Genomic DNA, 873 nt, shown 5'->3' with positions numbered 1-873 from the left:
GGTAACCCTCCCAAACTTAAGACACCTAATAAATAGAATTAAGCTGCCTGATTGAGTTTTTGTATCGGTGTAAAACCGCCATTGCCCATGTTTGGGCGCTTATGATTATAATGGTATAACCAGTTTTCTGCTTGTGCGCGTACCTGCTCTAGATTATCAAACAGCTCCTGATTTAACCAATCATATCTCATGGTTCTGTTAAAGCGCTCTACATACGCATTTTGCTGTGGATTGCCAGGTTCAATATAGCTTAAGATGATGCCTTGCTGCTCAGCCCAGTCTTTGAGCGCATTGCTGATGTATTCAGGGCCGTTATCGCATCTTATCTGCACAGGTTTGCCTCGGTACTCAATAAGCTGATTAAGACTGCGTATGACCCTCCCGGCCGGTAGCGAGAAGTCGACTTCAACGGTGAGTGCCTCACGGTTGTAATCATCAATGACATTGAACAGTCTAAAGCCACGGCCATCAGTTAAGCCGTCGTGCATAAAGTCCATGCTCCAGCTTTGGTTAATCCTATCAGGTACTGCTAATGGTATTGGTTTAGCACGTTTAATGCGACGCTTAGGCTTGATTCTAAGGTTGAGTTCAAGCTCGCAGTAGATGCGATATACCCGCTTATGGTTGTACGGCAGTCCTAGCACATTACGCAAGGTTAAAAAGCACAAGCCAAAGCCCCAGTTCTTGTTCTCATCAGTCAGTTTGATAAGTAAGTCCGCTATTTGCTGGTTCTCATCTGTTACCACCGACTTGTGATAATAACAGGTGACGCTGATGTTAAAGATACGGCAAGCACGGCGTATGCTAATGCTACGATCTTCAATATAGTGACAAGCCATCTGCCGGCGCCTTTGGGGCGCTACCACTTTTTTG

Annotated in this window: 1 protein-coding gene; it reads right to left on the bottom strand. The window is 45.4% G+C overall.

Features of this window, described 5'->3' with window-relative positions:
• Window positions 1-38 precede the first annotated feature (38 nt).
• On the bottom strand, window positions 39-873 hold an 835-nt coding region (locus EI164_RS16440; protein ID WP_192521039.1), incomplete at its 5' end, for an IS3 family transposase.

This window comes from Psychrobacter sp. FME13, assembly GCF_014861395.1.
Taxonomy (GTDB): Bacteria; Pseudomonadota; Gammaproteobacteria; order Pseudomonadales; family Moraxellaceae; genus Psychrobacter.
Note: the sequence above shows the minus strand (reverse complement) of the source record. Positions and strands in the feature narration are given on the sequence as shown.